This window comes from Amaricoccus sp. (assembly GCF_017995835.1).
Classification (GTDB): Bacteria; Pseudomonadota; Alphaproteobacteria; order Rhodobacterales; family Rhodobacteraceae; genus Amaricoccus.
In genome coordinates this window covers 32,446-56,459 of record NZ_JAGOID010000003.1, presented here as the reverse complement: position 1 = coordinate 56,459, position 24,014 = coordinate 32,446, and the positions used below count along the sequence as shown (strand labels likewise).

Annotated in this window: 32 protein-coding genes; 20 read left to right on the top strand and 12 right to left on the bottom strand. The window is 69.6% G+C overall.

Annotated elements, in window-relative coordinates; genetic code table 11:
- The 4 genes from mnmE to KBA23_RS01060 all read right to left on the bottom strand — a co-directional run bounded on the left by mnmE (position 1) and on the right by KBA23_RS01060 (position 3,744).
- On the bottom strand, positions 1-1,302 hold the full coding sequence (gene mnmE, locus KBA23_RS01075; RefSeq protein ID WP_290735672.1) for a tRNA uridine-5-carboxymethylaminomethyl(34) synthesis GTPase MnmE: 1,302 nt from the start codon (positions 1,300-1,302) through the stop codon (positions 1-3).
- Between the two features lie 10 nt (positions 1,303-1,312).
- Complete coding sequence (gene rho, locus KBA23_RS01070) at positions 1,313-2,596, bottom strand: transcription termination factor Rho (protein ID WP_290735667.1); 1,284 nt, start codon at positions 2,594-2,596, stop codon at positions 1,313-1,315.
- 111 nt (positions 2,597-2,707) lie between these two features.
- Entirely contained in the window at positions 2,708-3,163 is a 456-nt protein-coding gene (hemJ, locus tag KBA23_RS01065; protein WP_290735664.1) for a protoporphyrinogen oxidase HemJ, read from the bottom strand.
- 440 nt (positions 3,164-3,603) lie between these two features.
- Entirely contained in the window at positions 3,604-3,744 is a 141-nt protein-coding gene (locus KBA23_RS01060; RefSeq protein ID WP_290735662.1) for a hypothetical protein, read from the bottom strand.
- Between KBA23_RS01060 and KBA23_RS01055 the strand changes: the two genes are divergently transcribed.
- Genes KBA23_RS01055 through dnaQ form a run of 4 tightly spaced genes read left to right on the top strand, consistent with a single transcriptional unit; the run spans position 3,728 to position 6,452 of the window.
- Positions 3,728-4,327: a Maf family protein gene (locus tag KBA23_RS01055; RefSeq protein WP_290735659.1), complete on the top strand. Its 600-nt coding sequence runs from the start codon at positions 3,728-3,730 to the stop codon at positions 4,325-4,327. The genes KBA23_RS01060 and KBA23_RS01055 overlap by 17 nt on opposite strands.
- Positions 4,324-5,157 (top strand): shikimate dehydrogenase, encoded by an 834-nt coding sequence (locus tag KBA23_RS01050; RefSeq protein ID WP_290735656.1) that lies wholly within the window; start codon positions 4,324-4,326, stop codon positions 5,155-5,157. Before KBA23_RS01055 ends, KBA23_RS01050 begins: the two co-directional genes overlap by 4 nt.
- Positions 5,154-5,762, top strand: coding sequence for a dephospho-CoA kinase (coaE, locus tag KBA23_RS01045; protein WP_290735653.1), 609 nt, complete (start codon positions 5,154-5,156; stop codon positions 5,760-5,762). The genes KBA23_RS01050 and coaE overlap by 4 nt, the downstream gene beginning before the upstream one ends.
- Positions 5,763-5,765: 3 nt before the next feature.
- Positions 5,766-6,452 (top strand): DNA polymerase III subunit epsilon, encoded by a 687-nt coding sequence (gene dnaQ / locus KBA23_RS01040; RefSeq protein WP_290735650.1) that lies wholly within the window; start codon positions 5,766-5,768, stop codon positions 6,450-6,452.
- Positions 6,453-6,531: 79 nt separating this feature from the next.
- Here dnaQ and secB read toward each other — a convergent pair whose 3' ends face one another.
- Both secB and KBA23_RS01030 read right to left on the bottom strand, forming a co-directional pair.
- Entirely contained in the window at positions 6,532-7,020 is a 489-nt protein-coding gene (secB, locus tag KBA23_RS01035) for a protein-export chaperone SecB (protein WP_290735648.1), read from the bottom strand.
- 107 nt (positions 7,021-7,127) lie between these two features.
- Positions 7,128-7,613, bottom strand: a complete 486-nt coding sequence (locus tag KBA23_RS01030; protein ID WP_290735646.1) for an FxsA family protein — start codon at positions 7,611-7,613, stop codon at positions 7,128-7,130.
- Between the two features lie 126 nt (positions 7,614-7,739).
- Here KBA23_RS01030 and KBA23_RS01025 point away from each other — a divergent pair, with 126 nt between their 5' ends.
- Positions 7,740-8,402, top strand: coding sequence for a Tim44/TimA family putative adaptor protein (locus tag KBA23_RS01025; RefSeq protein WP_290735644.1), 663 nt, complete (start codon positions 7,740-7,742; stop codon positions 8,400-8,402).
- Positions 8,403-8,453: 51 nt separating this feature from the next.
- Positions 8,454-8,996: a Smr/MutS family protein gene (locus KBA23_RS01020; RefSeq protein ID WP_366935286.1), complete on the top strand. Its 543-nt coding sequence runs from the start codon at positions 8,454-8,456 to the stop codon at positions 8,994-8,996.
- Between the two features lie 195 nt (positions 8,997-9,191).
- On the opposite strand, the gene KBA23_RS01015 is transcribed toward KBA23_RS01020, so the two are convergent.
- Positions 9,192-10,823: a DNA polymerase Y family protein gene (locus tag KBA23_RS01015; RefSeq protein WP_290735639.1), complete on the bottom strand. Its 1,632-nt coding sequence runs from the start codon at positions 10,821-10,823 to the stop codon at positions 9,192-9,194.
- A gap of 148 nt (positions 10,824-10,971) precedes the next feature.
- On the opposite strand from KBA23_RS01015, the gene KBA23_RS01010 reads away from it, so the two are divergent.
- A complete protein-coding gene (locus KBA23_RS01010) occupies positions 10,972-12,084 on the top strand; it encodes an MFS transporter (RefSeq protein ID WP_290735638.1) in 1,113 nt (370 codons plus the stop codon).
- A 1-nt stretch (position 12,085) separates the two neighbouring features.
- Here the strand turns inward: KBA23_RS01010 and KBA23_RS01005 are convergent, their stop codons facing one another.
- The gene (locus KBA23_RS01005; protein WP_290735635.1) at positions 12,086-12,376 is read right to left on the bottom strand and encodes an I78 family peptidase inhibitor; all 291 of its coding nucleotides are present in this window, start codon (positions 12,374-12,376) and stop codon (positions 12,086-12,088) included.
- Positions 12,377-12,667: 291 nt separating this feature from the next.
- Here KBA23_RS01005 and yajC point away from each other — a divergent pair, with 291 nt between their 5' ends.
- Genes yajC through KBA23_RS00980 form a run of 5 tightly spaced genes read left to right on the top strand, consistent with a single transcriptional unit; the run spans position 12,668 to position 17,238 of the window.
- On the top strand, positions 12,668-12,991 hold the full coding sequence (gene yajC, locus KBA23_RS01000; RefSeq protein WP_290735632.1) for a preprotein translocase subunit YajC: 324 nt from the start codon (positions 12,668-12,670) through the stop codon (positions 12,989-12,991).
- Positions 12,992-13,037: 46 nt separating this feature from the next.
- Positions 13,038-14,705, top strand: a complete 1,668-nt coding sequence (gene secD, locus KBA23_RS00995; protein WP_290735629.1) for a protein translocase subunit SecD — start codon at positions 13,038-13,040, stop codon at positions 14,703-14,705.
- 12 nt (positions 14,706-14,717) lie between these two features.
- Positions 14,718-15,680, top strand: a complete 963-nt coding sequence (secF, locus tag KBA23_RS00990; protein WP_290735626.1) for a protein translocase subunit SecF — start codon at positions 14,718-14,720, stop codon at positions 15,678-15,680.
- A 5-nt stretch (positions 15,681-15,685) separates the two neighbouring features.
- On the top strand, positions 15,686-16,039 hold the full coding sequence (locus KBA23_RS00985; RefSeq protein ID WP_290735623.1) for an Mth938-like domain-containing protein: 354 nt from the start codon (positions 15,686-15,688) through the stop codon (positions 16,037-16,039).
- Between the two features lie 2 nt (positions 16,040-16,041).
- Positions 16,042-17,238, top strand: a complete 1,197-nt coding sequence (locus KBA23_RS00980) for a hypothetical protein (RefSeq protein WP_290735620.1) — start codon at positions 16,042-16,044, stop codon at positions 17,236-17,238.
- Here KBA23_RS00980 and KBA23_RS00975 read toward each other — a convergent pair.
- Positions 17,235-17,600 (bottom strand): metalloregulator ArsR/SmtB family transcription factor, encoded by a 366-nt coding sequence (locus KBA23_RS00975; protein WP_290735722.1) that lies wholly within the window; start codon positions 17,598-17,600, stop codon positions 17,235-17,237. The genes KBA23_RS00980 and KBA23_RS00975 overlap by 4 nt on opposite strands.
- 238 nt (positions 17,601-17,838) lie before the next feature.
- Here KBA23_RS00975 and KBA23_RS00970 point away from each other — a divergent pair, with 238 nt between their 5' ends.
- The 6 genes from KBA23_RS00970 (at position 17,839) to KBA23_RS00945 (ending at position 20,852) form a co-directional block, all read left to right on the top strand.
- Positions 17,839-18,234: an AtpZ/AtpI family protein gene (locus KBA23_RS00970; RefSeq protein WP_290735616.1), complete on the top strand. Its 396-nt coding sequence runs from the start codon at positions 17,839-17,841 to the stop codon at positions 18,232-18,234.
- Positions 18,227-18,985 (top strand): F0F1 ATP synthase subunit A, encoded by a 759-nt coding sequence (locus KBA23_RS00965; RefSeq protein ID WP_290735612.1) that lies wholly within the window; start codon positions 18,227-18,229, stop codon positions 18,983-18,985. Before KBA23_RS00970 ends, KBA23_RS00965 begins: the two co-directional genes overlap by 8 nt.
- A 55-nt stretch (positions 18,986-19,040) precedes the next feature.
- Positions 19,041-19,277: a F0F1 ATP synthase subunit C gene (locus tag KBA23_RS00960; protein ID WP_290735609.1), complete on the top strand. Its 237-nt coding sequence runs from the start codon at positions 19,041-19,043 to the stop codon at positions 19,275-19,277.
- Positions 19,278-19,338: 61 nt separating this feature from the next.
- A complete protein-coding gene (locus KBA23_RS00955) occupies positions 19,339-19,947 on the top strand; it encodes a F0F1 ATP synthase subunit B' (RefSeq protein ID WP_290735605.1) in 609 nt (202 codons plus the stop codon).
- A gap of 4 nt (positions 19,948-19,951) precedes the next feature.
- Positions 19,952-20,443: an ATP F0F1 synthase subunit B gene (locus KBA23_RS00950; protein ID WP_290735602.1), complete on the top strand. Its 492-nt coding sequence runs from the start codon at positions 19,952-19,954 to the stop codon at positions 20,441-20,443.
- 91 nt (positions 20,444-20,534) lie between these two features.
- Positions 20,535-20,852: a TraR/DksA C4-type zinc finger protein gene (locus KBA23_RS00945; protein WP_290735599.1), complete on the top strand. Its 318-nt coding sequence runs from the start codon at positions 20,535-20,537 to the stop codon at positions 20,850-20,852.
- A gap of 48 nt (positions 20,853-20,900) precedes the next feature.
- On the opposite strand, the gene KBA23_RS00940 is transcribed toward KBA23_RS00945, so the two are convergent.
- Together KBA23_RS00940 and KBA23_RS00935 are read right to left on the bottom strand one after the other, a co-directional pair.
- Positions 20,901-21,122, bottom strand: coding sequence for a bacteriocin (locus KBA23_RS00940; protein WP_290735597.1), 222 nt, complete (start codon positions 21,120-21,122; stop codon positions 20,901-20,903).
- Between the two features lie 78 nt (positions 21,123-21,200).
- Positions 21,201-21,452: a glycine zipper domain-containing protein gene (locus KBA23_RS00935; RefSeq protein WP_290735594.1), complete on the bottom strand. Its 252-nt coding sequence runs from the start codon at positions 21,450-21,452 to the stop codon at positions 21,201-21,203.
- Between the two features lie 159 nt (positions 21,453-21,611).
- Between KBA23_RS00935 and nth the strand changes: the two genes are divergently transcribed.
- Together nth and KBA23_RS00925 are read left to right on the top strand one after the other, a co-directional pair.
- Positions 21,612-22,256, top strand: a complete 645-nt coding sequence (nth, locus tag KBA23_RS00930; RefSeq protein WP_290735592.1) for an endonuclease III — start codon at positions 21,612-21,614, stop codon at positions 22,254-22,256.
- On the top strand, positions 22,253-23,248 hold the full coding sequence (locus tag KBA23_RS00925; protein ID WP_290735590.1) for an adenosine kinase: 996 nt from the start codon (positions 22,253-22,255) through the stop codon (positions 23,246-23,248). Before nth ends, KBA23_RS00925 begins: the two co-directional genes overlap by 4 nt.
- Positions 23,249-23,342: 94 nt before the next feature.
- On the opposite strand, the gene KBA23_RS00920 is transcribed toward KBA23_RS00925, so the two are convergent.
- A complete protein-coding gene (locus KBA23_RS00920; protein ID WP_290735587.1) occupies positions 23,343-24,005 on the bottom strand; it encodes a J domain-containing protein in 663 nt (220 codons plus the stop codon).
- Between the last annotated feature and the right edge of the window lie 9 nt (positions 24,006-24,014).

The window sequence follows — 24,014 nt, the reverse complement described above, 5'->3', positions numbered from 1 at the left end:
TCACTTGCCGATGCAGAAGCGACTGAAGATCACGTCGAGCACGTCCTCGACGCCGATACGTCCAAGCAGAGCGTCGAGCGCCAGCATGGCCGCCCGCAGATCTTCCGCCGCCAGGTCCAGCGTCGCTTCCGCTCCCAGAACACCCAGCGCCCGCCGCACCGCCTGCTCGGCCCGCTCCACCGCAACCCTTTGGCGTTCATGGCCGATTGCGCCCGCCGTCGCGCTGCGAGCTTCCAGAACGTCGGCGATCCTGCCCACCAGGACATCGATCCCTGCACCCGTCAGCCCCGACACCGCAAGACCCGGCCCGTCTCGCCCGAGGTCCGCTTTCGCCCGAACGATCAGGTCCTCCGCGCAGATAGACACGCCGGACGCTTCCTCGGCCCCTTCGGGCCCGACCAGAAAGACGCGCAGGTCTGCCGCGTTCGCGCGCCGCCGCGTCCGTTCCACGCCGATGGCCTCCACCGGATCACGAGCGTCCCGCAATCCTGCCGTGTCGACGAGCGTGATCGGCAATCCCCGCGCCTCCATCCGCACCTCGATCGGATCGCGGGTCGTGCCGGCAAACTCCGAGGTGATTGCCGCCTCCCGTCCGGCCATCGCGTTAAGAAGCGTCGATTTTCCGACGTTCGGCGCTCCCACCAGCGCCACCTCGAACCCCAGCCGCAGCCGTTCGGCGATTCCGCTCCCCGCAAGCTCACGACGCATCTCGTCGGCCACCGCGATCAGCTCTGCCGCCGCCTCGGCGACGAGATCGTCTGGAAGTTCCTCGTCCGAAAAATCCAGGCCCGCCTCGATCAGCGCCAACGCCCGAACCAGAGGCTCGCGCCACCGCTCCGCGGTTCTGGACAGGCGTCCCCCAACCAGATCCAGCGCCCGCCGCGACTGCGCCGCCGTCTCCGCCGCCAGCAGATCTCCCAGACCCTCGACTTGCGCCAGATCCAGCCGACCGTTCTGGAGCGCCCGCCGCGTGAACTCACCCGGCTCCGCCGGCCGCAGGTCACGCTCCGCCGCCAGCGCCTCCGCGACGGACCGGCAGACCGCGGGCCCCCCATGCAGATGCAGCTCGACGCTGTCCTCTCCTGTGAAGCTCCGCGGTCCATCGAACCGGAGCACGATCGCGTCATCCAGCGCCCGCCCGTCTCGCGGATCGACCAGCCGCCGCAGCACCGCCCGCCGGTCTGGCGTTCCCCCGGCTCCCAGCGCGGCGGCTGCCGCCCGCGCCCGCGGGCCGGAGATGCGGATTACCGCAATTCCGGATCGGCCCGGCGGCGTCGCCTGAGCGAAGATCGTCGCCGCCACGCCACCCCCATCAGCTATTCATTGAATCAAAGAATTCGGAGTTCGTCTTCGTCTGCTTGAGCTTGCCAAGCAAGAATTCAATGGCGTCCGTTGTGCCCATCGGGTTAAGAATACGTCGAAGAACGAACATCTTCGTAAGGTCATTCTTGTCGACAAGAAGCTCTTCCTTGCGCGTCCCCGACTTTAGTATGTCGATAGACGGGAACACCCGCTTGTCGGCGATCTTCCGGTCGAGAACGACTTCCGAGTTTCCGGTTCCCTTGAACTCCTCGAAGATCACCTCGTCCATGCGCGAACCCGTATCGATCAGGGCCGTCGCAATGATCGTCAGCGACCCGCCTTCCTCGATGTTGCGCGCCGCGCCAAAGAAGCGCTTAGGCCGTTGCAGCGCGTTCGCGTCGACGCCACCGGTAAGAACCTTGCCGCTCGACGGCACCACGGTGTTGTAGGCCCGGCCCAGACGCGTGATCGAATCGAGCAGGATCACCACGTCCCGTTTGTGCTCGACCAGTCGCTTCGCCTTCTCGATCACCATCTCGGCGACCGCCACGTGCCGTGTCGCCGGCTCGTCGAAGGTCGAGGCCACCACCTCGCCCTTGACCGAGCGCTGCATGTCGGTGACTTCCTCCGGCCGCTCGTCGACCAGGAGCACGATCAGGAAGCACTCGGGGTGGTTCCGCTCGATGGACGCGGCGATGTTCTGGAGGATGACCGTCTTGCCCGAGCGCGGCGGCGCCACGATCAACCCACGCTGTCCCTTGCCGATCGGCGCCACCAGATCGATCACCCGCGTCGTGCGGTCCTTGATCGTCGGGTCCTCGATCTCGAGCTTGATCCGCTCGTCGGGATAGAGCGGCGTGAGGTTGTCGAAATGAACCTTGTGCCGGGCCTTCTCTGGTTCCTCGAAGTTGATGCGGCTGACGTTCACCAGCCCGAAATACCGCTCGCCTTCCTTCGGCGCCCGAATCACGCCCTCGACCGTATCGCCGGTGCGCAGGCTGAACTTCCGGATCTGGTTCGGACTGACATAGATATCGTCCGGTCCCGCCAGGTAGTTGGCCTCCGGCGAACGCAGGAACCCGAACCCGTCCTGCAGGACCTCGAGCACCCCATCGCCGGAGATCTCGACGCCTTCCTCCGCCATTTCCTTGAGGATGGCGAACATCATGTCGCCCTTGCGCATCGAGGACGCATTCTCGATTTCGAGTTCCTCGGCGAACTGGAGGAGATCGGCGGGGCTCTTGGCCTTCAGCTCCGCGAGCGAAAGCTGTCTGAAATCGGGGGATAGATCCATGGGACGGGGGATCGCCTTCAATGCACGGGAGACGGGGAAGCACGGCGACCGGACGGTGCCTGCCTGATTTCGTTGGCACAGTTTCTAGGGATTGTCAAACCTGAGGCATCCTCACAAAGGCCGCACGACGACCATGACGACGATGACGACGAGCAGGACCGTCGGCACCTCGTTCATCGCCCGATAACGCCGACCGCTCGTTCGGTTGGCGTCCCGGGCGAAGTCCATCCGCCGCTTCTCCAGCCATTCGTGAAAGGCCGAAAGCGCCACGACCGCCGCCAGCTTGACGTAGATCCACAGGTCCGCCGACCACACGATGATCCCCGGCGTCAGGGCCAGCAACACGCCGAACGTCCAGGTGGCCGCCATCGCCGGGCGCATGATGAGCCGCATCAGCTTCGCTTCCATGACCTTGAAGGTCTCGGACAGTTCGCCCGGCGTTCCGGCGCGCTCGGCGTGATAGACGAAGAGCCTGGGCAGGTAGAACAATCCCGCCATCCACGCGACCATCGACACGATGTGCAGCGCCTTGAGCCAGGGATAGAGCGTAGCAAGTGCCGTCCCCACCTTTGCCTCCGGGATGCTGCGGAGACCCGGGTAGCACAATCCGGAACTGGCGCAACCGGCCCGAGGGACCACCTTCTCGGGATCAGATTTCCTTTCAGAGTGGTAAAGGACGTAGCCCGGTGAATTGTGGGGATTGCCATTGCGAGCGCCACTGCCCACAGAATTACCCACATTTTCCTCAGCGACCTACCGCATCGCCGAACACAACTACCGGTTGTGGATATGACGAATTTATCAAACCTGTTCCGTCAGTTAGCAGTTGAGAGTCGAATCATCCACAGCAGGTTGCCCTGTGGAAACATCGCTCCTTGCGCAGTGCAACGCGAGTTATCCCTAGTCGCCGGCAAGCGGTCGCCGTCGGCTCCGAACCTGTGGACAAACGCGACGCTCGTTCCGGGAACCTTCCGACGCCGGCATTCGTCCCCAACCTTCGGGCCGCTTCACCGCTGGTTATCCACGAATTCCTCCAGATCTTTTTTCTCGACCCGATCCGTGCCGGCGCCCTTGCGTCGCTTCACAAGGGTCGCGAAAAACGCCTCGGCGCCATCGCGCCGGGAGATCCGATTGTCCGGCTGCCTCATCCTGGCCTCGCGTTCGGCGGCCCGTGCGGCAATGCTCGCCGGCGCTGGCGTGCCGTTCGAGGTCGTGCCGGCGGCCGTCGACGAGGCGGCGGTCAAGGCCACGCTCGTCGCCGAAGGCGCGCGCGGGCCAGACATCGCGGCCGCCTTGGCCGAACTGAAGGCGCGTCGCATCAGCGGACGGAACCCCGACCGCATCGTCCTCGGCGCCGACCAGGTCCTCGTGATCGGCGACCGGCTCCTCGACAAGCCTGTTGACCGTCGCGAAGCGGCGGCGCAGCTGCGCCTGCTGCGCGGCGCAACGCACCAGCTCTATTCCGCCGCCGTCGCCTTCGAAGGCGGCGCGCCCGTGTGGCGGCATGTCGGGCGGGCCCGTCTCGCCATGCGGCCCTTCACCGACGACTTCCTCGAAGCCTATCTCGACGCCCACGGCGAAACGCTGCACGAGACGGTGGGCGCCTACCGGCTCGAGGCCGAGGGGGCGCAGCTCTTCTCGCGGGTGGAAGGCGACTTCTTCACCGTCCTCGGCCTGCCCCTGCTGGAACTGCTGGGCTTCCTCAGAACCAGAAGGATCATGCCCGAATGACCGAGGCTCCGCCGCTCGCCGGCGTCATGGGCTGGCCGGTCGGCCACTCCCTCTCGCCGCGCCTGCACGGCCACTGGCTCGCCCGCTATGGAATCGCCGGATACTACGTGCCGCTTACCGTCCGCCCCGAGGATGTCGCGACCGCGCTGGCGACGCTGCCCCGGCTCGGCTTTCGCGGCGTCAACGTCACCATCCCGCACAAGGAGGCGGCGCTGGCACTGGCCGCCCGGGCCACCCCGACGGCGGAGTTGATCGGGGCTGCGAACACGCTGGTGTTCGACGACGAGGGCGGGTTCACCGCCGACAACACCGACGCCTCTGGCTTCATCCGCAACCTGCGCCAGTCCGCGCCCGACTGGCGGGCCGCCGACGGACCGGCGCTTGTCCTCGGCGCCGGCGGCGCCTCGCGGGCGGTGATCGCCGCGCTTCTCGGGGACGGCGCGCCGGAGATCCGGCTCGCCAACCGCACCCGCAGCCGCGCCGACAGCCTGCGCGATCATTTCGGCGAGCGGATCGTCGTGATTGACTGGCAGGAAGCCGGCGATGCCGCCGCCGGGACGGCGACGATCGCCAACACCTCCGCCCTCGGCATGGGCGAAGACAAAGGCTCGCCGATCCGTCTCGGCGCCGCGCCCGCCGCCGCCCTCGTCACTGACATCGTCTATACGCCGCTCCTGACGCCCTTCCTCGTCGAGGCGCGCGCCCGCGGGCTGCGAGTCGTCGACGGGCTCGGCATGCTGCTGCACCAGGCTGCGCCCGGCTTCGAACAATGGTTCGGCCGCGCCCCGGAGGTCGACGAGGCGCTGCGTCAGGCGGTGCTCGCGCCGTGACGACACGACCCTTTCTCCTCGGACTCACCGGCTCGATCGGCATGGGCAAGTCCACCACCGCCGCCGCCTTCGCGGAAGCCGGCGTGCCGGTCTGGGACGCCGATGCCGCCGTCCATCGCCTGTATGGCCCGGGCGGGGACGGCGGCGCGGCGCTGGCGGATCTCGTGCCGGACGCCGTCGGCGCCGACGGCGCCGTCGACCGCGACCGGCTCCGCGCCGCCGTCCTCGCCGATCCGGGTCTTCTCGGCGCCGTGGAGACCCGGATTCACCCGCTTGTCGCCGCCGATCGGGAGGCCTTCGTCGCGCGCCACGCCGACGCGGCCCTCGTCGTGCTCGACGTGCCGCTCCTCTACGAGACTGGCGCCGGCGATGCGTTCGACGCGGTTCTGGTGGTGAGCGCCCACCCCGAAATCCAGCGCGCCCGCGTGCTGCAACGACCCGGCATGACCGCAGAGGCCTTCGCGGCGATCCTCGCCCGGCAGGTTCCCGACGCCGAGAAGCGTCGACGCGCCGATTTCGTGATCGAGACCGACAAGGGGATTGATGCCGCCCGCGCCGAAGTCATAGATCTGGTGGAACGCCTGACAGGTTCACCCAAGGGATAGCGAATGCGCGAGATCGTCCTCGACACCGAGACCACCGGGCTCGATCCCGCCGCCGGCGACCGCATCGTCGAGATCGGCGCCGTCGAACTGGTCAACCACATGCCGACCGGCAGGATCTACCACGCCCACGTCAACCCGCAGCGCGCGGTGCCGGAGGAGGCGGTCGCGGTCCACGGGCTCACCACGGCGTTCCTCGCGGGCAAGCCGGTCTTCGCCGACGTCGCCGACGAGTTTCTCGACTTCCTCGGCGAGGGGCGGCTGGTGATCCACAACGCCGCCTTCGACATGAAGTTCCTGAACGCGGAATTCGGCTGGTGCGGTCGCCCGCTCCTCGCCCCGGGCCGCGCCCTCGACACGCTGGACCTCGCCAGGCGGCGCTTTCCGGGTGCTGCGAACACGCTCGATGCGCTCTGCCGTCGCTTCGGCATCGACAATTCCGGTCGGGTGAAGCACGGCGCGCTGCTCGATTCCGAGCTGCTCGCCGAGGTCTATCTCGAACTGATCGGCGGCCGGCAGCCGGACCTGACGCTGACCGTCACCGCCGGATCCAGCGGCGGAGCGGCGACGGTCGCCTGGGTCGCTCCGCCACGCCCGCGGCCCTTGCCGCCCCGCATTGCCGCAGCGGAGGCCGAAGCCCATGCCCGCCTTGTCGCCGAACTGGGCGAGGCCGCGCTCTGGGCGAGGCTCTAGAAAACGACCGCGACAGGCGCACGCCGTCCGCCGACGGGGCGATCCCGGCGACCATGCGCTGCCGGGATCGCGTCGCAGGTCAGGCGTTGGCGGTCTTCGGCGTCGCCTCGGCTTGCCGCTTGGCGACCTCCTGACGATAGAGCGTCATGAAATCGATCATCTCGAGGTTCAGCGGCGGATAGCCGCCGTCGCGGGTGATGTCCGACACCAGCCGGCGCAGGAACGGGAAGATCAGCCGCGGGCACTCGATCATCAGCAGCGGATGCATCTGCTCCTGCGGGACGCCCTGGATCACGAAGCGGCCGGCATAGTCGATCTCGAGAATGAACAGCGGAATGCCCTGGACGTGGCTGTCGACCTTCAGCTTCAGCGCCACGTCGTACTGGTCCGAACCGCGGTTGGCTGCGTCGAGGTTGATCGCCACCTTGACCTCGGGCTTGCCGTCCGGGACGCCGCCCTTCTGCACGCCGATGTTCTCGAAGGACAGGTCGCGGATGAACTGGGTGATGATCTGAAGCCGCGCCGGCGGCTGCTCGGGGGCGGACGCCCCGTTCTCGTGTTCGGCCATGGGGTCGCTTCCTCGCGGTTCAATCCTGTTTCGCTGGCGGCTCTAGCACGCGCCCGGCGCCGCGACAACGCGGGCGGCCCGACAAGGCTAACGCGCCCCGCACGCCGTCAGTTGGGCGAGCGGGTCCAGCCCGAAGCGCCGCGCTGCTCCGGCGGCACGTCGTCGAGCACCTCGTAATCCGCCTCGATCGCCTCTCCGTCCCGCGGCCGCCTCGATCCGGTCCCGGTCGTGAACACCACCGTCCGTCGCGAGACCTTGCCGGCGAACCGCCGTATCGCCGCCTGTCGGACCTGCGGCACGAGCAGGAGCAGCCCGAGCGCATCGGTGAAGAACCCCGGCACGATCAGCAGCAGCCCGGCCAGGACCAGCAGCGCGCTGTGCGCCATCGGCCCGCTCGGATCGCTGTCGGTCGCCGCCGCGACGCGCAGCCGCTCGAAGGCCTGTGCCCCCTGCGCGCGGATCACCGCGACGCCGGCCAGCCCGGCGAGGACGACCAGTCCCAGCGTCGGCCACAGGCCGATCCAGCCGCCGACCAGGATGAAAAGCGCGATCTCGACGATCGGTAGCGCCAGCAGGGCAAGCGTGATCCACATCGGTTCGGTCCGTCGTCCTCCCATTCGCGCCGCCCGCATGGACTTGCGGCGTCCTGGATCCTACATAAGTGGCGTCACCGGCTGGCGCCATCGTTTCGGCCGCGGAATATGGAGAAGAGGCGGGCGATGGGCTCACAGATGATCCAGATCATCATTCTGGCCGGGATCGCGCTGTTCCTGATTCTCCGGCTGCGCAACGTGCTCGGGACGCGCAGCGGCTACGAGAAGCCTCGCGGCGTTCCGGCGCCCGCGCAACCGTCGCGCGATCGTTCCTTCGAGGTGATCGAGGGCGGCGGGCCCGACCCCGACATCGCCGATTTCGTCGATGCCGCGGGCGAGGCCGGCAAGGCCTTTGCCGCGATGAAGCGGGCAGACCCGAGCTTCAGCGTCCACGAGTTCACCCACGGGGCGCGGCAGGCCTACGAGATGATCGTGATCGCCTTCGAGAACGGCGATCTCGACACGCTCCGCGAGTTCCTGTCGCCGGAGGTCTACCAGTCCTTCGCCGAGGCGATCGAGGCGCGCCGCGCCAAGGGCTACTCCGTCCAGGCCGATTTCGTCGGCATCCGCGAGGTGAGCGTCGTCGACGCGCATTTCGACGCGACCACCGGCGAGGGCGACGTCTCCGTGCGCTTCCTCGGCGAGTTGACCTCGGTCGTGCGCGACCCCTCCGGCGCAATCGTCGAGGGCGACCCCAAGGAGATCAAGCAGCAACGCGACGTGTGGACGTTCACGCGCACGATGACCTCCGACAACCCGAACTGGCTGCTGACCGGCACCGGCGCCTGAACCATGCGCCGGCGCCGGCTCTCCCCCGAGGAGTCGGAGCTTTGGCGGCGCGTGACCGAGACCGCGGTTCCGCTGCACCCCGCGCCGCCGGCCGAAGCCGCCATCCCCGCTCCACCGGAGCCGCCGCGGCCGCCTGTCTCGCCGCCGACGGCCAGGCCGCTTCTGCCGGCGCGTCGTCCGCGACCGCCCGCGCAGCCTTCGGTGCGGGTCGATCTCGCGCCGGATCCGCACGCGGCGCTTGCCTCGACGAGCCCGCAGATGGACCGGCGCCGGTTCGAGCGGCTGCGGCGGGGCCGCCTCGATCCGGAGGCGCGGCTGGACCTCCACGGCATGACGCTCGAGCGCGCGCACGGGGCGCTGACCGGGTTCGTGCTCGGCGCCCAGGCGAGCGGATTGCGGCTCGTTCTCGTCATCACCGGCAAGGGCAGGGAGGGCGACCCGCTGACGCCGCACCGCCGCGGAGCCCTGCGTCACGCCGTCCCGCACTGGCTCGCCGCTCCGCCCCTCGCGGGCCGGGTGCTCCAGGTGGCGCCCGCCCATTTCCGCCACGGCGGCGGCGGCGCCTACTATATCTATCTGCGCCGGAACCGCTGATACCGGCGGGCTCATGAAGCGACTCGCGGACCTTTTTTGACCTTTGACCTTTTTTATCGTGTGTATTCAGATAGTTATCCTAATATCACGCGTGTTAGCCCGTATTGCGCCGGGTGGCCCGGCAGACTCGCCGGCATGAGTTGCCTGCGGCCGGCGCCAGTTCAGGATTCCGGAACGGACGGCCCGGCCTCCGCTCTAGACGAAGATGCCTTGGGCGAACCAGCCGCCCTCGCCCTTTGTCTCGAAGAGCCAGAGCCGCTCGCCCTCCTCGGTCTCGATCCGCCAGTAGTCGCGCGGGCCGGAGCGCCAGGCCGGATCGTCAAGCCACCATTCCGGCGCGATCCGTTCCGGACCGAAGGCCGCGACACGCCGCCGCGGCTTTCGCCGCCATACGAACCGCTCGGGGGGCGTGGAGTCATCGACGGGACGGACCGGCTCGGGGCGCAGGATCACCGCCGGCCGCGGCGTCCGCCGGGCCGGCCAGGGGCCGGCGGGCGCCGCGAAGGCGGCGGCCATCACCGTCGCGCCCTTCTCCGGAATGTGGCTGTCGGCCGGATGAAGTCGCGTCAACCCTTCCAGGCCCAGCCGCGTGCCCAGCCGGCCGATCAGGTCGGCCAGCGCGTCGGGGTCGGGGGCTCCCGGCCCCGTCCCGCCAGCGGACCGCTGGCGCGCGACCATCGGTTCGGTCTCGAGCGCCTCGAGCCGCAGCGCCTCGATGCCGAAACCCGCGTCGAACCCACCGATCCTCAGCGCCAGAAGACTGCGGATCGTCGCGGGCGTGTCGGCGGCGCGGGCGAGCCCGACCTCGACGAACTGCGTTGCGCGGTCGATCCGCAGCAGCGTCAGCCGCACCCGCCGCGCACCCCGGCCGGCGGCGCGCAGCCGATCGCAGAGCGGCGGCGCCAGCCGGTCGAGCGCGGCGAGCACGTCCGCCTCGAGCCCGATCGGCTCGGGCAGGGTGAGCCGGACCGCGAGCGTCGGCTCGGGCCGGTTCGGCGAGATCGGCTCCGGGACGCGGCCGATCGCCTGGTCGAGCCGCAGCAACGCCTCCGGCCCGAAGCGGCGCGCGAGCTGGGCCCGGGGCAGGCCGGCGATGTCGCCGATGCGTCCGAGCCCGAGTTCGCGCAGCGTTTCGACCGCCTCCGGCGCGAGCCGCAGCGCCGCCACCGGCAGCCCCGCGACATGGGCGAAGGTCTCCCCCGGCGACGCGATCCGGGACGCGGCCGGTCCGGGCGGGATCCGCGCGGGCGGCGGCTGGCCGCCGCGCTCCCAGCGCCGCCGGGAGGCCCGCGACCGCGTGGCGCGGGCCTCTTGGTCGATCGCGTCGCCGGCATGGCGCTCGCCCGGCGTGGTTCCGGCGAAACGGGCGAGCGCCCAGGCCGCCCCCAGGGTATCGGAGACGCCGGCGCGCAGGCTCAGGCCGAGATCGCCGGCTGCTTCCTCCACGGCGGCGACGAGGCCCGCCTCGCCGCCGAAGAGATGGGCGCAGCCGGTGATGTCGAGCGCGAGCGAATCCGGCGGTTCGGTCGCCGTCCATGGCGAGAACCGCCCGGCCCAGCGTCCGAGGGCGGCGAGAAAGGCGCGCTGGCCCACCGGATCCTCCGGCCGGGTCACGAGGTCGGGTCGAATCGCCCGCGCGTCCCCGAGCGCCATGCCCCGCCGCAGTCCCGCCGCCTCGGCCGCAGCCGAGAGGCTGTCAAGGCGAAGCGCACCCTGCCGCTCGCCGACCACCGCCAGCGGGACCGGGGCGAGAAGCGGCGCGCCGCGCAGGACACGCTCGGCGGCGAGGCGGGGAAACCAGACAGACAGGATGCGACGTGGCGGCAAGATCGAACGACTCGCTGGATGTTCCCTAGATGTTCTTAAACACCCGACGAAGAGTCGAGTCCGGCCGGGCGCCGAGGTGCTGGACCCAGATCGGCGGGCAGGATACGCATCGTCGCCGATGCCTTCGCCTTCAACGCGACTCCTTGCCTTGCAGCTCGTCTTTGCGCTGAACGCCCTCGGGCTGTCGGTGTGGTTCCCGCGTATTCCGGACGTGAAGGCGGCGCTGGGGCTCGACGTCCTGACGCTCGCCTTCTGCCTGTTCGGGATGCCGGTCGGGACGATGCTCGGCTTCCTCGGCGTCGGCCGGATTGTCCGCCATTTCGGGCTCAAGGCGACGGCGACATGGGGAGGCGCGACGTTCCTCCTCAGCTTCATCGGCCCTGCGCTGGCGCCCAATGCGCTCGCGCTGGGGCTGACGCTCTTCGTCTGTGGCCTGACCATCGCCACGATCGAAGTGGCGATGAACGCCAAGGCCAGCCAGATGGAAGCCGCGCTGTCGCGCCGGCTGATGACGCGCTGTCACGCCTTCTGGAGCCTCGGCACCGTCACCGGCGCGCTGATCGGCGGCCTCTTCGCCGAGGCGGACATTTCCTTCCTGCGCCAGCAGCTGCTGCTGCAACCGCTGTTCGCGGCGGGCACGATCGCCTTCGGCTGGCTGCTGATCCCCGACGCTCCCCGCGCCGAGACGCCCGAGCGCGGCGTCGGCATGCCGTCGGCCGCGCTCGTGCTGCTCTGCCTCGTGCCGATCGGCGCGCTGCTGATCGAGGGCGCGATGATGGAATGGTCGGCGCTGCTGTTGCGCGAGCACGTGGGGGCGAGCCCGTTCGTGACGGCCGCGACCTTCGCGACCTTCGCGCTGGCGATGGCGATCGGACGCCTCGCCGGCGACACGCTGGCGGAGGCGCTTGGCGCCGGGCCGGTCATCGTCGTCTCGACGCTGGTGATGTCGGCGGCGATGCTCGGCTTCGCGCTCTCGCCTTCGGTCCGGGCGTCGATGCCGCTCGCGGCCCTGCTGGGCCTCGGTTGCGCCAACATCTATCCGTTGACGATGTCCATGGTCGCGCCGCTGCCGGGGCAACCGCCGGAGCGCAACGTCGCCACTCTGGCGCTGACGGCCTTCACCGCCTTCCTGATCGGCCCGCCCTTCGTCGGAATGATGGCGAGCCTCGTCGGCCTGCCCGCGGCGCTCGCGCTGCTCGCCCCCGTGGGGCTCGCCTCGCTGCTTGCACGCCAGGCCGCCCGACGGGCGACCCGACGCTAGCTCAGCCGCAGAACACCCGCGCGACCTTGTCGTCGGGGCCGATCTCGACGTTCAGCCGTTCGGCGCGGAAATCCATCGTCACGGGCTGTCCCGGGAAGATCACCCGGCGCGGCTCCGGCAACGACGCGGCGTCGAGCGCGCCCACCGAGGTTCCGACCAGGTTCTGATGGCCGGCCGCGCCGCAGGCGTCTTTCGAAACGTCGACGTCCGCCGCCTCCGTCGCCCCCTCCTGCGCACAGGCGGCGAGGGTGGCGAGAAGGGCTGCGGCCGCGAGGGCTTTCGGCATGGTCATGGCTCTCTCCCGAGTATGTGGCGCCTCGACCCAACCACGCCGGCGCGACGCGCGACAAGGGGGCCGAACGGATCGCGCGGCGACGGACAGCGGAAAGCCGCCTCGTCCCCTACGCGCGAGCGAACCGACGGTTCCGTCGCCGGAAGCCGGCTCGCGCAGCCGTGCCCGAGCCCGGGTCCGCGTCGCCTTGCAAAGCCCGGAGGCCGCGGATAGGTTCCGCGCCAGATTTCGGCCGGGGCCGGGCCGGGCCCGCTTCGCCACGACCCGCAACGCCCATGGGGAAGAATCGCAATGTTCGTGACGCCTGCCTACGCCCAGGCCGCCGCCGGCGGCGCCGCCGGCGGACTGATCGGCTTCGTGCCGATCATCCTGATCTTCGTGATCATGTACTTCCTGATGATCCGGCCGCAGCAGAAGAAGCTCAAGGACCATCGCGCCATGGTCGATGCGCTTCGCCGCGGCGACCAGGTCGTGACCGCGGGGGGGATGATCGGCAAGGTCGTCAAGGTGACCGACGCCGAGCTCGAGGTCGAGCTTGCTCCGAACGTCAAGGTCCGGGTGGTGAAGAACACCATCGCCCAGGTCCTGAGCAAGACCGAGCCCGCCGAGGCCTGACGCGCAGGCGTCCGGCCCGAGGACCAATGCCGGGGACCGACCCGAGATGCTGAACTTTCCCATCTGGAAGCGCGCCCTGATCATCGCGGTCTGCGTGATCGGCATCGCGATAGCACTTCCGAACGCGTTCTATTCCCGCGTGGAGAGCGCCAACGACGCCCGCGCCGAAGTGGCTGCCGGCGCCGCGGTCACGCCGGAGCTTCAGGCGGCGATGGACGGCTGGCCCGCCTTCCTGCCCTCGAAGCTCGTGCCCCTCGGCCTCGACCTGCGCGGCGGGGCGCACCTCCTCGTCGAGGTCCAGCTCGGGCAGGCCCAGGCGGAGCGGCTCGAAAACCTCTGGCCGGGTCTGCGCGACAAGCTTCGCGACGCGCGCGACCAGGTCGGCACGGTGCGGCGGCTGAACAGCCCGGCGACCGAGCTGCGCATCCGCATCGGCAACCCGGCGGGCCTGCAGACGGCGCTCGACGTCGTCGGCCAGGTGTCGCAGCCGGTCTTCTCGATCACCGGCGCCGGCACGCGCGACTTCGTCGCCACCGCCGACGGGCCCGACACGATCGTCGTCACCATGAGCCCCGCCGAGATCGCGGCGATGAACGAACGGGTGATGCATCAGTCGCTCGAGATCATCCGCCGCCGCGTCGACGAGACCGGCACCCGCGAGCCGACGATCCAGCGCCAGGGGTCGGACCGCATCCTCGTGCAGGTGCCGGGCATCGGCTCCGCCGAGGAATTGCTCGCCATCATCGGCCAGACCGCGCGTCTCGCCTTCCACCCGGTGGTCAGCCGCACGGCCGACGCGAACGTCCAGCCCGGGCTCGACGACATCGTGCTGCCCAGCATGGACGAGCCCGGCATCTTCTATGTGCTCGACCGACATCCGGTCGTGACCGGGGAACAGCTCGTCGACAGCCAGCCCACCTACGACCAGAACCGCCGCCCGGCGGTCAACTTCCGCTTCAACCCGCAGGGCGGCGCCGCGTTCGGCGCCTATACCGCCGAGCATATCGGTTCGCCCTTCGCGATCGTCCTCGACGACCAGGTGATCTCGGCCCCGGTCATCCAGGGCCACATCCCCGGCGGCACCGGCATCATCACCGGCAACTTCACCCCCGAGGAATCGAGCCGGCTCGCCATCCTTCTTCGGGCCGGCGCCCTGCCGGCCGAGATCAAGGTGCTCGAGCAGCGCACCGTCGGCCCCGAGCTCGGCTCGGACTCGATCCGCGCCGGCGAGGCGGCGGCGATCGCGGCCTTCGTCGGCATCATCGCCTTCATGACGGCGACCTACGGCCTCTTCGGGATCATCGCGTCCTTCGGCATGATCATGAACATCGTGCTCCTGATGGCGCTGATGACGCTGCTCGGCGCGACGATGACCATGCCGGGCATCGCCGGCCTCGTGCTCTCGATCGGCATGGCCGTCGACGCCAACGTCCTGATCTACGAGCGCATCCGCGAGGAGGCGCGAACCTCCCGCGGCCCGGCCCGGGCCATCGAGCTCGGCTTCGACCGGGCGCAGTCGCCGATCCTCGACGGCAACCTGACGGCGCTGATCGTCGCCGGAATCCTCTACGCGATGGGCGCGGGTCCGGTGCGCGGCTTCGGCATCACGCTGGCGCTCGGCCTCCTGTGCTCGATGTTCACGGCGATCTCGCTGTCGCGGCTGATCGTCTCCTGGTGGTACGACAAGCGGCGTCCCAAGACGCTGACGATCTGACGGGGCGAACCCATGAAGCTCCTGCGCCTGGTTCCGGACCACACCAACTTCGACTTCTTCAAGCCGATGCGCTTCTGGCTTGCCGTGTCGATCCTCGGTGTGGTCGCGACCTGCATCCTGCTGCCGATCCGCGGGCTCAACTTCGGCGTCGACTTCCTCGGCGGCACGCTGATCCTCGCCGAGTTCCCCGAGCATCGCGACATCTCCGAGTATCGCGAGCTGCTGACCGGGCTCGAGGTCGGCGACGTGGCGGTGACCGAGGCCTCGGGCGGGTCGGGCGGTCAGGTCGTGCTGATGCGCGTCGGCACGCTCGGCGACGACGTGGCGCAGGACGCCAACCCGGTCGCCAGGTTGCAGGCGGCCATCGACGCGGCCTTTCCCGGCGCGACCTATCTCCAGGTCGACACGGTGGGCGGCAAGGTCTCGGGCGAGCTGGTCTGGACCGGCGTCTTCGCCGTCGGCCTCGCGCTCGCAGCGGTCATGGTCTATGTCTGGCTGCGCTTCGAATGGCAGTTCGCGCTCGGCGCCGTCATCTCGCTCCTGCACGACGTGGTCGTGACGGTCGGGGTCTTCTCGCTGCTCCAGCTCGAGTTCGACCTGACGATCGTCGCGGGCCTTCTCACCATCATCGGCTTCTCGATCAACGACACCGTGGTCGTGTTCGACCGCGTCCGCGAAAACCTGCGCAAGTACAAGAAGACGCCGTTGCAGGAGGTGATGAACCTCGCGTTGAACGAGACGCTCTCACGCACGGTCATGACCGTGGTCACGACGCTGATCGCACTTTTCGCGCTTCTCTTCTTCGGCGGCCCGGTGGTCTTCGGCTTCTCGTTCGCCGCGATCTTTGGCATCGTCGTCGGCACCTACTCGTCGATCTGGGTGGCCAGCGCCATCGTGCTCTGGCTCGGAGTGAAGCGCGACTGGACGGCCAAGGACGAGGCCGCGGCGGCCAAGCCGGGCAGGGCCGGGGCCTGAGGACCATGCGGGTCACCGAAGTCCGCTACGAAGGTGCGCCGCCGGTCGAGGGCTACGGACCGGGCTTCTTCCGCATCGCCGCGCAGATCCATCGGGGTCCGCTGGCGCTCATGCCCTCCGGCGTCGTCCCCTGGACGGGCCTGCCGGACATTGCCCCCTTCCTCGCCGAGGCCGGGCGGTTTGACGTGCTCTTCCTCGGCATGGGCGCCGAGATCCGGCCGCTCGACCCTGCGATCCGCGCCGCGCTCGAAGCCGCGGGCGTCGGCGTCGAGATCATGGCGACCCCGCCGGCCTGCCGCACCTACAACGTGCTCCTGTCCGAAGGCCGCCGCATCGCCGCCGGCCTGATCCCGGTGTGACCATGGGCCGTTTCTTCCAGCATCCCGGCTTCGACTTCGAGACGCGCATCGCGCTCGGAGCCTGCGCCTGTCGCTGCGCCGAGCCCGGCGAGGTGCTGGCGACCGCGGCCACGGTGAAGGACGGCGATTTCGATTCCTGGCACGACGCCTGGACCGCGCTTGCCGACCGCCTCGCGGCGGCCGCCGGCGCGGCCGAGGCCGCCGGCCGGTCGCAGAGCGCGCGCGAGCTCTGGTTGCGCGCCTCCAAGTACCGGGGCATGGCGTTCTTCTTCGTCCTCGGCACCCATGACCCGTCGCGCGGGCCGGCGCTCTGGCGCGCGCACCGCGCTGCGCTCGACCGCGCCATAACGTTCTGGCCCGCGCCGGCGAGCCCGGTCGAGATCCCTTACGAGGGTCGGACGCTCAAGGGCTACTGGCTCGACCCCGACGCCGACCTGCGCCCCCGTCCGCTCGCGATCCTCAACAACGGCAGCGACGGCACTGCGACCGACATGCTCGTCGGCGGCGGTTTCGCCGCGCTCGAGCGGGGCTGGCGCGTCCTGATCTTCGACGGGCCGGGGCAGGGCGCGGCGCTCTACGAGGACGGGCTCCACTTCCGCCACGACTGGGAGGCGGTGATCGCCCCCGTCCTCGACTTCGCTCTCGCCCGCCCCGGCGTCGATCCGGCCCGCGTCGCGCTTCTCGGTGTGAGCCAGGCCGGGTACTGGGTTCCCCGCGCCGCCGCCTTCGAGCCCCGGCTTTCCGCCATCGTCGCCGATCCCGGCGTGACCCGCGTCTGGTCGAGTTGGTTCGACAATCTGCCCCCCGAGCTGGCCGAATTGTTCGCCCGCGGCGACCGGGCGACCTTTGGGGCCTGGATGGCCGCGGGCATGAAGGAGGCGCCCCCCGCCCTCGCCTTCGAGATGGCCAAGCGCGCCGAGCCCTACGGCATCGCGGACTTCTGGGATCTGCTGACGGAGATCCGCCGCTACGACCTCACCGACGTCGCACCGACGATCCGCTGCCCGACGCTGATCTGCGACCCGGAAGAGGAGCAGTTCTGGCCCGGCCAGAGCGCCGAGCTTTTCGGGCTGCTCGCCTGCCCGAAGGCGCTCCTGCCGTTCACCGCTGCCGAGGGCGCCGCCAGCCATTGCGAGCCGATGGCGCAGACCCTGCGCAACCAGCGCGTCTTCGACTGGCTCGAAGCGACGCTCGCCTAGGGTTCCTCGTTACTGGCCGCTTCCACGGCGGCATCGCCGAGCGCGGCGTCGAGCAGCGCCTCGAGCGCGTCGTAGTCTTCGGGCGCGAAGCCGCCGATCCCCTGCATCCACAGCCCGGCTGCGCGCAGCCCGTCCGCCTCCAGCCGGCAGACGGTGATCCGGCCGCTGCGGATCTGTGTCGCCAGCCCCGCCCGGGCGAGCACGGCGAGATGCTTCGAGATCGCCGCAAGCGACATCGCGTGCGGCGCCCCGAGTTCGCCCACCGTGCGCTCGCCATCGAGGAGCGCGGTCAGGATCGCCCGCCGCGTCGGGTCTGCAAGCGCGGCAAAGACGAGGTCGAGATCGGGCTCCGGAGCGGCCATGTCGACGGGTTGCGGTCCCCGCACGGGAATGTCAACCGCGTGGTTGAAGATTCCCGCGGTTGACAATCCCTCCCCGGCCACGACGCCCCATTGCTCCAGCAGTCCGGAAAAACAAGCGCCGTCAGCGCCTTACTGACGCCGCAACCGCGCTTGACACCAATGTGATCTCTCTTTACCACCGCACGCGACATCAGTGCCGTGGCGGAGGCTCGCACGGTCCACGAGGGGGTACGGGGCCATGTCGGAGGACCCGTTTTCCGAGCGCATGAAGCGCCTCGAGGACCGGCTCGCAGCCGCCAGGGCCGTGCGGCAGCCGCCATCCCGACCGGGGGCCGCGGCCAAGTACACGCAGAGCTCGATCGCCTGGCGCATGGTGACCGAGCTCGTCGCGGGGATGCTGCTCGGTCTGGGCATCGGCTGGGGGCTCGACAGCCTCTTCGGGACACGGCCTGTGTTCCTGGTGCTGTTCGCCCTCCTCGGCTTCGGCGCCGGGGTCCGCACCATGCTGCGGACGGCGACGGACGTGCAGAAGGGCCGCTCCGAGGCCGCGCTGATGCGCGACCCGGCGGCGGAGGACAAAACGCCGCCCGAAGGGCGGAACGCGACGGACGAGGGGCGAGGCACAGATGGCTGATCCGGCACACGGCGGAAGCGGGCTGAACATCCATCCGATGGACCAGTTCATGGTCAAGCCGCTGTTCGGCGGGACCGAGGTCCACTGGTACACCCCCACCAACGCCACGCTGTGGATGGCGCTCACCGTCGCCGCCATCACGCTGCTCATGGTCGCCGGCGCCCGCGGCCGCGCGCTGGTGCCCTCCCGCGCCCAGTCGATGGCCGAGGTGACCTACGGCTTCGCGCGCAAGATGGTCGAGGACGTGGCCGGCCGCGAGGGGCTGAAATACTTCCCCTACATCTTCACCGTCTTCCTCTTCATCCTCTTCGCCAACCTCCTCGCGCTGATCCCCACCTCGTTCTCGCCGACCTCGCACATCGCGGTCACGGCGGTCCTCGCGCTGGCGGTGTTCATCTCGGTGACGGCCATCGGCTTCTACAAGCACGGGCTGCACTTCCTGAAGCTGTTCTGGGTCTCCTCGGCGCCGACGCTGGCGCTGCGGATCATCCTCGCCGTGATCGAGCTGATCTCCTACTTCGTCCGCCCGCTCAGCCACTCGCTGCGACTTATGGGCAACCTCATGGCCGGCCACGCGGTGCTCAAGGTGTTCGCGGGCTTCGCCGGCGCCCTCGGCGTCGGGGCCTTCATCCCGATCTTCGCCATCACCGCGATCTACGGGCTCGAGCTGCTCGTCGCGGTGATCCAGGCCTACGTGTTCGCGATCCTCACGGTCGTGTACCTCAACGACGCGCTTCACCCGGGCCACTGACGGTCAGGCGAAACGCACCTCCCCAGAACGCCATCCAGAACAAGGAGCCAGACCAATGGAAGGCAACATCTCCGAAATGGGCCAGTTCATCGGCGCGGGCCTCGCCTGCATGGGCATGGGCGGCGCCGGCATCGGCGTGGGCCACGTCGCCGGGAACTTCCTCGCCGGCGCGCTTCGCAACCCCGCCGCCGCGGGCGAGCAGACCGCCACGCTCTTCATCGGCATCGCCTTCGCCGAGGCGCTCGGCATCTTCTCGTTCCTCGTCGCGCTCCTCCTGATGTTCGCGGTCTGATCCGCGAGATCGAGGCACGGGGGCCGGCGCTGACGCCGCGCCCCGGATGACGGAGACGGACATGGCAGACACGACCGAGAACGCGGCGGCCCACGCCGCCGACGCGGCCCAGCAACTGGATCACGCCGCGGCCGCCGGTCACGGCGACACCGGAGCCGAAGTGCTGCACGTCGCCGAAGTGGCGATGCCGCAGCTCGACACGGCGATCTTCCCGAACCTGATCTTCTGGCTCGTCGTCGCTCTGGTCGCGCTCTACCTCATCCTCACCAGGGTGGCGCTGCCGCGCATCGGCACGATCCTCGCCGAGCGCAACGACGCCATCTCGAACGACCTCGAAATGGCGGCGCTCTACAAGCGCCGCGCCGAGGAGGCCGAGACGGCCTACAACGCCGCGCTCGCCAAGGCGCGCGACGAGGCTCAGAAGATCGCCGCCGAAACCAAGGCCGAGGTCGGCCGCGAGCTTGGCGCGGTCATGGCCAAGGCCGACGCGGAGATCGCCGCCAAGGCCGCCGAATCCGAGAGCCGGATCCGCGAGATCGAAGCCAGCGCGACGCAGAGCGTCGGCGAGGTGGCCCGCGCCGCCGCTGCCGACATCGTCGCCGCGATCGGGCCACGCCCGGCCAAGGACGCCGCGATCGCCAAGGCGGTCGAAGCCGCGATGAAGGGCTGACGATATGAGCTTCCTCAACAACACCAACATCGTCGTCGGCATTGGCTTCCTGATCTTCGTCGGGATCCTGCTCTACTACAAGGTCCTGGCTCTGATCTCCGCCAAGCTCGACGAGCGGGCGACCCGCATCCGCCAGGAGCTCGACGAGGCCCGGGCGCTGCGCGAGGAGGCGCAGAGCCTGCTAGCGAGCTTCGAGCGCAAGCAGAGAGAGGTCAAGGCTCAGGCCGACGACATCGTCGCCGCGGCAAAGGCGGAGGCCGCGCGCGCCGCGGAGGTCGCCAAGGACGACATCCGCCGCACCATGGCGCGCCGGCTCCAGACCGCCACCGACCAGATCGCCGCGGCCGAGAAGGCGGCGATCCGCCAGGTCAAGGATCGGGCGGTTTCCGTCGCCGTGGCAGCCGCCGCCGAGGTGATCGGAAAGGATCTCAAGGTCGCGGACCGCACCGCGCTCATAGATCAGGCCATCGCCGAGGTCGGCGCCAAACTGCACTGACCGCCGGAGGCTGCTGACGACCGGCCCGTCGTGGGGCGGGCTTGTGTCGTCCCGCGGTTCCGGCGCACACTCGCCACCGGGGAGGGCCGTGATGATCCCGCTGGAAGAACGCAAGGAACAGCTGCTGACGAGGCTTGCGGAGCTGCGCTCGCGGCTGGTAAAGATCGACAGCGAACTCGATCAGCCGCACAGCACGATGTTCGCCGAGGCGGCCATTGAGCGCGAGGCGGACGAGATGCTCGAGGATCTCGGCGCCGCCGGATTGCAGGAGATCCGCATGATCGAGGCGGCGCTCGGCCGAATGGACCGTGGCGAGTACGGCATCTGCGTGACCTGCGGCGATCCGATCTCCGAGGAGCGGCTCAACGTCGTCCCGGCCACTCCAAAATGCCGGAACTGCGCTTCCTGAGGGCGACAGGCACGAGGGCGCGCCCCAACCGACGCGCCCGCCGATTTCCTACGGATTGACGGCCGCGCCGACGGCGATGCCGGCCGCGGTGCCTGCGGCCGCGCCGGCGAGCGTCGAGCGCGAATTGCCGCCGACGACGTTGCCCGCGACGCCGCCGATCACGGCTCCCGTGGCGGCGCTGGTGGCGACGGGGTTGTTGCCGGTTGCATTCGACGAGCAGGCCGCAAGGCCAAGCGCCGCGATGGCGGCGAGGGAGAGCATTCGAAACATGGAACTGTCTTCCTTGGCGGAATCATCACGAGCCCCGGCCGGGGCCGGGGCGGCTTCGTAACGGTTGCGATCAATTGATCAGCAGACCGCGTTCGGATCTTGACGGCAGTCCTGCTGCCGGCCGAGCAGCGCACCGCCCGCGGCGCCGACGCCCGCGCCGATCAGCGTCGAGCGGCTGTCGCCGCCGATCAGGTTGCCGGCGGCGGCGCCGCCGAGGGCTCCGACCGTGGCGCCCGTCATCTGGTTGTTGCGGGTGCCGTCCGCGTTGGTGCAGGCCGCAAGGCCGAGCATCGCGATGGCGATGGCGACAGGGGTCAAGGCGCGGATCATTGCCTGTATCCTTTTGTTGGCTCGTGATGGCGTTCTACCCAGAACTCCGCCGCGCAGCAACGCCGTTCCATCAATCGTTGCGCGCAGCGGCTGCGCGTCGCCGGTCAATTCGTCAAACGCACTTGCGGCGCAACCGTTCCCCGGCCATAGCGGACCGCCATGGCCGCCGCTCTCGACTACGCCACCGTCTCGGAGATATTCCGCCGCTTCGAGGCCGCCGAGCCCGAGCCGAAGGGTGAACTCCGGCATGTGAACGCCTATACCCTCCTCGTCGCGGTCGCGCTGTCCGCCCAAGCGACCGACAAGGGGGTGAACCGCGCCACCGAGGCGCTGTTCCAGGTCGCCGACACTCCGGCGCGGATGATCGAGCTCGGCGAGGAGCGACTGATCGAGCACATCCGCACCATCGGGCTCTTCCGCAACAAGGCGAAGAACGTGATGGCGCTGTCGCGCATCCTGATCGACGAGTTCGGCGGCGAGGTTCCGTCCTCGCGCGCGGCGCTGCAACACCTGCCCGGGGTGGGCCGCAAGACCGCGAACGTCGTGCTCAACACCTGGTGGAAGCTGCCGGCGATGGCGGTCGACACCCATGTCTTCCGCATCGCGAACCGCACCGGGATCGCGCCGGGCGCCGACGTTCTTACGGTGGAGCGTGCGCTCGAGGATCGGGTGCCCGCGCGCTTTCAACTCCATGCCCATCACTGGCTGATCCTGCATGGCCGCTATATCTGTGTCGCGCGCAAGCCTGCCTGCGGCCGCTGCCTTATCGCGGATCTCTGCCCCTACGAGGAGAAGACCCTGTGACGAAGCCGCTTCAGGTCGTGGGCGTCGGCAACGCGCTTGTCGACGTGATCGCCTCCATCGAGGAGGAGTTTCTGGAACGCATGGGCGTCGAGCGCGGCATCATGCAGCTGATCGGCACGGCGCGCGCGATCGAGCTTTACGGCGCGATGGGGGCGGCGCGCGAGGTCTCGGGCGGTTCGGCGGCGAATACCGTGGCAGGCCTCGCCGTCCTGGGGTCGCGGACCGCCTATGTCGGCAAGGTCAAGGACGACCAGCTCGGCGCGATCTTCGCCCACGACCTGCGCTCGCTCGGGGCGGGTTACGACACGCCGCTGGCGCCGAAGGGCCATCCCGAGGAGACGGGCCGCTGTCTGGTGCTGGTCTCGCCTGACGGCGAGCGGTCGATGAACACCTATCTCGGCGTTTCCGAGCATCTCGCGCCCGAAGACATCGACGAGGCGCAGATGGCCGCGACCGAGTGGATCTTCCTCGAAGGCTACCGCTTCGACGGGCCGGAGAGTCATGCCGCCTTCGCCCGGGCGATCCGCGCCGCGAGGGCCGCGGGCGGAAGGGTGGCGATCACGCTGTCCGATCCGTTCTGCGTCGAGCGTCACCGCGACGCCTTCCTCGCGATGATCCGGGCCGATGTCGACCTCCTCGTCGCCAACGAGCACGAACTGAAGTCGCTCTACCAGACCGACGATCTCGAAACCGCGATAGGCCGCGCGCGCGCCGACGTCCCCGTCACCGCCTGCACCGTGGGCGCGAAGGGCGCGCACGTGATCGCCGGCGACCTGCGCGTCCACGCCGAAGCCGCGCCGGTGCGGGTGGTGGACGCCACCGGCGCGGGCGATCTCTTCGCCGCGGGCCTGCTCCACGGCGTGACGACCGGCCGGAGCTGGCTCGACAGCGCCCGCATGGGCTGCGTCGCCGCCGGCGAGGTGATCTCGCACTACGGCGCGCGGCCCGAAGCCGACCTGCGCGCGCTTTTCGCCGCCGCCGGGCTGGCCTGAGCGCCCGCGACTCCGGCGTCGACGGTCATGCACACGACCATGCATATGGGTTGTGCATGGTTTGTGCATGCATTGCGCATCCGCCGATGCCGCCTCAGTCCGGAAAGCTGCGGCTCGCCTTGATCTGCTCCCAGGCCCATACGACCTCGGTCAGACGCGCCTCGTCGTCGCGCTTGCCCCCGTTCATGTCGGGGTGCAGATCCTTGACCAACGCCTTGTAAATCTGCCGGATCTCGGATTTCGACTGGGTGTCCTGCGCGTCGAGGATCTCGAGCGCCTTGCGCTCCGTCGGCGGCAGCCGCCTTTGCGGCCGCACGGCCGGCCCGGCATCTCCGCCCGGGTTCAGCGTCCCCTTGTCCCCGAGCGCCTCCATCGGATCGTGAAACCCGAACCGAGCCCAAGCCCGCCCCTCGGCATGCGGCGTCGCGCCACGGCCCGCCACCGTCTCGCTGAACGGCCGGGTCGGCCGGTCCCAGACCCGGTCGGCCGCGAACTGTCGTTCCAGCTCGGCCTCCGACTGGTCCTGAAAGAAATTCCACTTCAGATTGTATTCGCGCACGTGATCGAGACAGAACCAGAAGAAGTCGTCGAGCTGGTCGGGAGACTTCGGCGCCCGGAACCGGCCGGGTTTGTCGCAGCCCGGCTTGTCGCACTTCCGCCCCGTCTCTACGCCGGATGCCCCGCGCGTCCGCGCCCGCCGCTTCTTGTCCGCGCTGGCGGAGATGTCGAAGTTGAAGGGGGAAGAGGGTCGGCGCATCGGACGTAG